Here is a 7,582-nt window from a genome sequence, read left to right as displayed (position 1 = left end):
ATTGGTGTAGACTTTAGCCAAGAAATGCTTAATGTAGGAGCTGAAAGACTTAATCACTTAGCAAAAGACTATAAGTTTAAATTAATCAGAGGCAGTATTTTAGAATTACCTTTTGAAGACAATACATTTGATTGTATTACTATTGCTTTTGGATTAAGAAATATTCAAGATAAAGATAAAGCTTTATCAGAAATGTATAGAGTTTTAAAACCAGGCGGAAAAGTAGTATGTTTAGAGCTATCAAAACCTAATACACCTATTTTAAAAAATATATATGATTTATATTTCAATCGTGTGTTACCAGCAATAGGTTCAATAGGTACAGGAGATAAAAAAGCATATTATTATCTTAGAGATTCTGTAAATAACTTTATGAATAAAAAGAAGCTTAAAGAAAAGTTTGAAGATAATGGCTTTAAGAATTCAGGATATGAATCTTTAACTTTTGGAATTACCTCTATACATCATGGAATAAAATAAAGTATAATATGGATATAATGTACAAAATAGAGGATGAAATACTTTTAATGTAGAGAAAGCTAAACTGAATAGTAGAGTAACTATAAAATAAGAGGAATACTGTAAATTCAGTATTTCTCTTTTATGTTATAACAAAATGTATTTTTTAATCATATGTTATTTATTGATAAAGTTCCAGGAGGAAAATAATGAATAGCACTTTAGAAAATTGTCCACTTACATTAAATACCACAAGAATTTGTAGTAATGATTCTATGGATATAGCTATAGAGATATCTAAAATTGGTTTTAACAGTATGAAACCTAATGCTATTATTTTAGTTAATAAAAATGAGGTTTTTGATGGAATAGCAGCAACTTCATTAATTCATTTTCCAATTAATGCATCTCTTTTATTCACTGATGGTAATAGTTTAAGTAAAGAAACATTAAAAGAAATTCAAAGATTATCTCCTAAAGGTTACAAAGGAACTCAGGTGATTTTAGTTGGCAGTATTTCGCAAAATGTATCTTCAGAATTAAATGATTACGGGTTTAGAACACATCATATTGCAGGTCGTAACCATTATGAAACTGCATGTATGATAGCTAGAGCAATGAAAGAATTTAAAAATATTCTTATAATGTCTGGTGATGAGTACGATGAAGGAATTGTTGCCGGATACTGGTCTGCTCATCATGGAGATCCTATCCTATTTGTAAAGAATGATAAGATTCCTGTCTGCGCACTAGAAGTGATTAAAAAAAAGAAAGATATTAATATTTATATTATAGGATCTACTAAAACAGTATCAAAGAATGTTGAGCAATACTTATCTCAGCTTGATAATGTGAAGCATTTAGATAGAATAGATGGTGATAATCCTTATGAAATAGCAGTCAATTTTGCTAAGTACAAAGACCCTAAAACTGAGTTTGGCTGGGGCAGAAATTATAGAGAAGGTCATGCCTTCACCTTTGGGCAACTTAGCGAGCCAATGGAAATTATAGCCGGTGTACTATTTGCTCATATGGGTAAGCATACTCCACCTCTTTTAATTGGAAAAGATAAAATACCTGAAGTAGTAGAAAGATATGTTAAATCAGTTAAACCTATGTCGCCAAAAGATATGCATAGACCTCCATTTATGCACGGATTTATTCTTGGATCTATCCAAAAAATTAGTTATAAAGCTCAAGTAATGATTGAAGATATGCTTTCCAATGATCATGAAATGATGAGTATGGAACATGAAATGGCTGGAATGCATGATGAAATGATGGGAATGGATGCTGATATGAATGAGATGATGAGTATGCACCATAAAATGATGGGAATGAAGCATGATAAGCATGACTCAGATTGTATGGATATGCATCACATGGACCACCCAGACCATATGATTGAAATGGAACAAGATAAGCATGACCCGGATTATATGCCTATTCATCATATGCATTATCAAATAGCGGATGAAGATACTAGGGAACATGCACACCATATGCGTGAAATGGATGAAGACAATGATGAAAACCATGAAGTGATGGACATGGATCACTACATGATGGATATGCACCATAAGATGATGATGAACATGGAACATGAAATGGCTGGAACGTATGATGAAATGATGGGAATGGATGCTGATATGAATGAGATGATGAATATGCAACATCAAATTATGGATATTGATAATGAAGATACTATGCAACACTCTCACTATATGCATATGGATCACAAGCATGAAGATGATGATGAAAATCATAAAAAAGTTACTTGTAATTGTAAACACAAAATAAGTAAAGATACTGGATTTGAACATTGCAATACTAATTATAGAATAGTTAGTATAGATGAAATATTAGGATAAAATTATATGATCTTATCTGTATAAGAGTGGTTTACTTTAACAACTAATTATAATTAGTTGAAATTTTTATTTATTCATAATTCCTCCACATTTCATATATATAATTAATTTATAGACAAGGTATATTCAAAAAAATAATAAGTGAGTATGCTAGTATTTTGTTTTATATGCCTAATTTTAATAAAAAGGAGGAATTAATTTATGTTTTGTGGTTTTGGAGGGTATGGCTATGGTCCTTTAAGTTCTATAGGATTTGGAGGAATATTTTTAGCTATGGGATTTAGAATTTTAATATTTATTGTATTAATAATTCTAGCTGTAAAATTATTTAAAAACTATTCAAATAAATCTAATGATCCAATAAAAATTCTTAATGAAAAATTTGCTAGTGGAGAAATGAGTCAAGAGGAATATTTGAAGAGAAAAGCCATACTTTCACAAAAAAATTAAAGGATTTTTGAATATTTATTAAGATTAGAGTAAGATATATAATAGACCTTACTCTAATTTTTATTCATATATAAACCATAATATTAGTAAATCAACTTTGGAGATGATGATGCATATGAGTAATAAATTTAAAATATTAGTTATAGATGATGAACAGAATATATTAGATGTAGTTAAAGCATATCTTGAAAAAGAAGATTTTGAAGTAATTACAGCAATGGATGGTGAGATGGCATTAAATATATTTAATGAAGAAAATATTCATCTAATAGTTTTAGACTTAATGCTTCCTAAAATAACTGGTGAAGAAGTATGCAAAAGAATCAGAGCCACTTCTAGTGTGCCTATAATTATGCTTACCGCAAAAGCAGATGAAGATGAAAAAATAGAAGGAATATCTATTGGGGCTGATGACTATTTAACTAAGCCTTTCAGTGTACGTGAGCTTGTAGTAAGAGTTAGAGCACTGCTTAGAAGAGCATATAGAGACTTTGCTCCAATGGCTGATATATTAACTTTTAATAATGGAGATTTAGAAGTTGATATAAAAAAGATGATTGCTAAAAAACAGGGTGAGGTTGTGAGTTTAACAACAAATGAATTTAAGATTTTAACAATTCTACTTACTAATCCGGAGCAAGTATTTTCCAGAGAAAAATTAGTAGAAAGAGCTTTTGGGATGGATTATGAAGGCTTTGATAGGACTGTAGATACTTATATTAAAAATATTCGTCAAAAGATAGAAAATAATCATAAGGAACCTTTATATATAGTAACTGTATATGGAATGGGCTATAAATTTATTCCACACACATCAGAGGTGAAAAAATGAAAATATCTTTAGTAAAAAAATTATCACTAGGCTTTATTTTAGCAATTTTAGTATCTATTATTTTAGCAAGTGCCATATCAAATTATACAGTTGGGGAAAAATTCAAGGATTATTTAGTTGATGAACAGAAAACAAAAATAGATAATGTATTAAAAATTATTGATGATTTATATAGTGGACAAAAAAATGCGTCAGAAATAAACAATGATGAAATTCAAAGATACGCAGAATTACAAGATTTATATATTGAAATTAAAGATATAAATGATAACACAGTCTATTCCTCTGGTAAGTCTTATTTGCAACATAATAACATGATGGGAAATATGATGGGTTCTATGATGCATAATTCGTATGGAATTAATATGGGGGAGTATACTGAAAATAAATATCCTTTAAGCGATGATAACACTGAGAAAGGAACGATAATAATTGGTTATTTTGGAGATTCATACTTATCATCTGCTTCAGTGTCATTTATAAGTACCTTAAATCACTCTTTTATGTTATCTGCTATAATAGCTTTAATATTTGGGATTATTATCAGCATAATTATTTCAAAACAAATTTCAAAGCCTTTAGCTAAAATAACTGAAACTGCAAATAAAATGAGAAACGGTGATTTAAATGTAAGAGCAATGGTCAATTCAAATACGAAAGAAATAGTTGAACTTTCTAATTCTATAAATTATCTTGCAGAAACTTTAAGCAGCCAAGAAATGCTTAGAAAAAGATTAACTTCAGATATGGCTCATGAATTGAGGACACCATTGACTACATTAAAAACTCATGTAGAGGCATTTATAGATGGTATTTGGGAACCTACTAATGAGAGATTTGAAACTTTTTATGAGGAAATTGAGAGATTAATAAAAATGGTGAATAATCTTCGTGATCTAGCAAAACTTGAACAAACAAATATTAGTTTAAAGAAAAATAAAGTTAACCTTTCTAATGAATTAGAAAAAATTATAGATACTTATGAACCACTTTATATTAAAGAAAACTATGAGTTAACTAGTATTATAACTCCAGAGATAATGGCAAATATTGATATAGATAAGTTTAAACAGATTATGAATAATTTACTCTCAAATTCTTATAAATATTTAATGCCAAATGGTAAAGCTAAAGTAGTGTTAAAGAAAGAAAATTATAATATTATAATTAAAGTTATAGATAATGGCATTGGCATACCAGAAAAAGATATACCGTATATTTTTGAACGATTTTATAGAAGTGATTTATCAAGAAATAAAAATACAGGCGGTTCTGGCATAGGGCTTACAATTACAAAAGCCTTTGTTGAAGCTCATGGTGGAAAAATATATTTAGAAAGCAAAGTTAATGAGGGAACTATATTTACTTTAGAGTTTCCGGATATATTAGATTTTGAAAAATAAATATTTCATATACTTGATAAAATAGTATTATAAAATAACATAGAGGCAGCCTTTATGTTTTTCTCTCTTCTAGGTAGATATGTAAAATAATAAAAACTTGTTTGCTTGGAAGAGAATTTTTATGTCAAAAAGTAAAAAATGGAATATCATATGTGTTAAGAATTGTTTTTTTATATATTATGAGATTGGGAAAAACTCAAGAAATAAAATCTTAATAATTATTTTAAAACTAAAATTCTTAGTTTTAAAAAAGCCGATAAGAGATTATTATAAATAAATTTTTAATTTTAGGACATGCAAAACATCATTTAAGAGTTTAAGTTTCGATATTTTATGGTATATACAAATATTATTAAGGATTTCATAATTCAATAAAAAATAATCTGTACAATAATGGTTATTAAGATTTAAATTATTTTATATTTTTTCACCATCATCAAAGATAAAAAAACCTTCAAATTTGCATCCAAGTGCTTTAGCGATTCCAATTAATTCCTGTTCTGAAAAATTATCTCGATTTAATTTATTAGTTAAATTTTGACGAGAAGTACCAACCATATCGGCTAAGTCTGATATGGTTATTTTTTTGCGTCTTAATACAATTCTAATTTTTTCGCCCATAGTTAACGGCATAAATATCACACCTTTAGATAGTTTATATATACAAATATACACTAAAAAAAATGCAATAGCAACTTTAAAGAATTTATAGAAACTATTTAGTTTACAAAAGAATTGACATAAGATATAATTTGATTTATAAAGAAACTGATAAGTTTACAAATAAGGAGCTGATTTAATGATTAATAACAAAGTAATTGCAATTGTCAATCAGAAGGGAGGTGTGGCTAAAACTATAACTGCTTTAAATTTAGGATATGCATTATCAGAAATGGGAAAAAAGGTACTGATTATAGATTTTGATCCTCAAAGCAGTTTAACAGTCTGTTTTGGATATGAGAATACAGATAATATCAGTACAACAATTTATAACCTAATGGCATTAGCTATTGAAGAAAAAAATTTACCTAAAAGAGAAGAGTATGTTATCTCAGTTGGAAATATTGATATAATCCCTTGTAGCTTAGAATTGTCAGCAATTGAAATAGCCCTTGTTAATGTTATGAGTAGGGAACTTGTTTTAAAGTCTATTATTGATGAACTAAAAGACAATTATGATTATATAATTATTGATTGTTCACCATCTCTTGGAATGCTTACAATAAATGCGCTTGCTGCTTGTGATAGTGTAATTATTCCTGTTACCCCACAATATTTATCTGCAAAAGGTTTAGAACTTTTATTAAGAAATATAATAAGGGTGAAAAAAAGGATAAATCCTAATATTGAGGTGGATGGAATACTCCTTACAATGTATACAGAAAGGATGAAGCTTTCAAAAGAAATTTTGTCAATAATTCAAGAAGCATATGGTGGTAGGATAAATATATTTAAAAATAAGATACCAAATTCTGTGAGAGTTGGCGAAGCGAATATGAAAAGTAAGAGCATAATAGAGTACGATTCAAAAAACAAAGTATCTATTGCATATAGAGAATTTGCAAAGGAAGTGGCTGTATTATGATTGGAAGAAAATTAATGAGCTTAGATGATATGTTTGGAGATTGTGAATATAAAGGTGATATTAATTTAGGAGTAGTAGAAGTTGAAATTGATAAACTTATATATTTTTCAAACCATCCATTTAGACTATATGATGGTGAAAGATTTGATAATATGGTCAAAAGCATAAAGGATTTAGGAGTAATTGTACCCATTATTGTAAGACATAAAGGAGAAAAATATGAAATATTATCTGGGCATAATAGGGTTAATGCAGCAAAGGCAGCAGGATTTAATAAAGTTCCTGTATTAATAAGAGAGAAGATTGATGATGAAGAAGCTATTCTTATAGTAACAGAAACTAATCTTATGCAAAGATCATTTACGGATATGTTATATTCTGAAAGAGCTGTTGCTTTATTCGAGCATCACAAAGCTCTAAAATCACAAGGGAAGAGAACAGACCTTTTGAGAGAGATTGAAACTATGTTAAAAGGTGATGAAATAAAGGATGAAGCAACTTCTCGACTATTAGGCGAGAAGTTGACAAGTGCAGATGAAACAGGAAGAGGTTTTAATCTTTCTGGAAGAACAGTATCAAGGTATTTAAGAATTTGTAATCTTATTAAAGAGTTAAAAGATAGACTTGACATAGATGAAATACCTTTCTTTGCAGCAGTTGAACTTTCATATTTGACAAAGGAAGAACAAAATATTGTTGAATCTATAATTACAAAAAATAAATTTAAAATTGATTTAAACAAATCAAAACTTTTAAGGGATTATTCTGAAAAAAAGAAATTTAATACAGAAGTAGTTTGCTCTATTCTTTCAGGAGATATTGGTAAGAAGATAAAATTTAATAATCCTGTTACTATAAAATTAAAATCAAAAATGTTAAGTAAATACTTTGCTCCAGAAGTTAATAAAAGAGAAATTGAAGAAATTATTGATAAGGCTTTAAAACTATATTTTGATAACGAAAGAAATATAATACAATGATT

General features: G+C 28.0%; 8 protein-coding genes. 7 read left to right on the top strand and 1 reads right to left on the bottom strand.

Annotation, left to right across the window (positions count from 1 at the left end; translation table 11 throughout):
- The 5 genes from COL3_RS06435 to COL3_RS06415 form a co-directional block, all read left to right on the top strand.
- The coding region (locus tag COL3_RS06435; protein WP_099716591.1) for a ubiquinone/menaquinone biosynthesis methyltransferase at positions 1-480 on the top strand (480 nt) is incomplete at its 5' end.
- Between the two features lie 188 nt (positions 481-668).
- Entirely contained in the window at positions 669-2,330 is a 1,662-nt protein-coding gene (locus tag COL3_RS06430; RefSeq protein ID WP_008427092.1) for a cell wall-binding repeat-containing protein, read from the top strand.
- A gap of 201 nt (positions 2,331-2,531) precedes the next feature.
- Positions 2,532-2,780 (top strand): SHOCT domain-containing protein, encoded by a 249-nt coding sequence (locus COL3_RS06425; RefSeq protein ID WP_008427093.1) that lies wholly within the window; start codon positions 2,532-2,534, stop codon positions 2,778-2,780.
- Positions 2,781-2,895: 115 nt separating this feature from the next.
- The gene (locus tag COL3_RS06420) at positions 2,896-3,612 is read left to right on the top strand and encodes a response regulator transcription factor (RefSeq protein WP_035284093.1); all 717 of its coding nucleotides are present in this window, start codon (positions 2,896-2,898) and stop codon (positions 3,610-3,612) included.
- Positions 3,609-5,015 (top strand): HAMP domain-containing sensor histidine kinase, encoded by a 1,407-nt coding sequence (locus COL3_RS06415; protein WP_008427095.1) that lies wholly within the window; start codon positions 3,609-3,611, stop codon positions 5,013-5,015. The genes COL3_RS06420 and COL3_RS06415 overlap by 4 nt, the downstream gene beginning before the upstream one ends.
- A 417-nt stretch (positions 5,016-5,432) precedes the next feature.
- On the opposite strand, the gene COL3_RS06410 is transcribed toward COL3_RS06415, so the two are convergent.
- Positions 5,433-5,648 (bottom strand): helix-turn-helix transcriptional regulator, encoded by a 216-nt coding sequence (locus tag COL3_RS06410; protein WP_008427097.1) that lies wholly within the window; start codon positions 5,646-5,648, stop codon positions 5,433-5,435.
- Positions 5,649-5,814: 166 nt separating this feature from the next.
- Between COL3_RS06410 and COL3_RS06405 the strand changes: the two genes are divergently transcribed.
- Positions 5,815-6,600, top strand: a complete 786-nt coding sequence (locus tag COL3_RS06405; protein ID WP_008427099.1) for an AAA family ATPase — start codon at positions 5,815-5,817, stop codon at positions 6,598-6,600.
- Positions 6,597-7,580: a ParB N-terminal domain-containing protein gene (locus COL3_RS06400; protein WP_008427101.1), complete on the top strand. Its 984-nt coding sequence runs from the start codon at positions 6,597-6,599 to the stop codon at positions 7,578-7,580. The genes COL3_RS06405 and COL3_RS06400 overlap by 4 nt, the downstream gene beginning before the upstream one ends.
- Positions 7,581-7,582: the final 2 nt, after the last annotated feature.

The organism is Clostridium sp. LS, assembly GCF_002760435.1.
Classification (GTDB): Bacteria; Bacillota; Clostridia; order Clostridiales; family Clostridiaceae; genus Clostridium.
Note: the sequence above shows the minus strand (reverse complement) of the source record. Positions and strands in the feature narration are given on the sequence as shown.

Excerpts from the sequence above, each read along its gene's own strand:
- COL3_RS06430 (WP_008427092.1), top strand. The coding sequence starts at position 669 with ATGAATAGCACTTTAGAAAATTGTCCACTTACATTAAATACCACAAGA.
- COL3_RS06425 (WP_008427093.1), top strand. The coding sequence starts at position 2,532 with ATGTTTTGTGGTTTTGGAGGGTATGGCTATGGTCCTTTAAGTTCTATA.
- COL3_RS06420 (WP_035284093.1), top strand. The coding sequence starts at position 2,896 with ATGAGTAATAAATTTAAAATATTAGTTATAGATGATGAACAGAATATA.
- COL3_RS06415 (WP_008427095.1), top strand. The coding sequence starts at position 3,609 with ATGAAAATATCTTTAGTAAAAAAATTATCACTAGGCTTTATTTTAGCA.
- COL3_RS06410 (WP_008427097.1), bottom strand. The coding sequence starts at position 5,648 with ATGCCGTTAACTATGGGCGAAAAAATTAGAATTGTATTAAGACGCAAA.
- COL3_RS06405 (WP_008427099.1), top strand. The coding sequence starts at position 5,815 with ATGATTAATAACAAAGTAATTGCAATTGTCAATCAGAAGGGAGGTGTG.
- COL3_RS06400 (WP_008427101.1), top strand. The coding sequence starts at position 6,597 with ATGATTGGAAGAAAATTAATGAGCTTAGATGATATGTTTGGAGATTGT.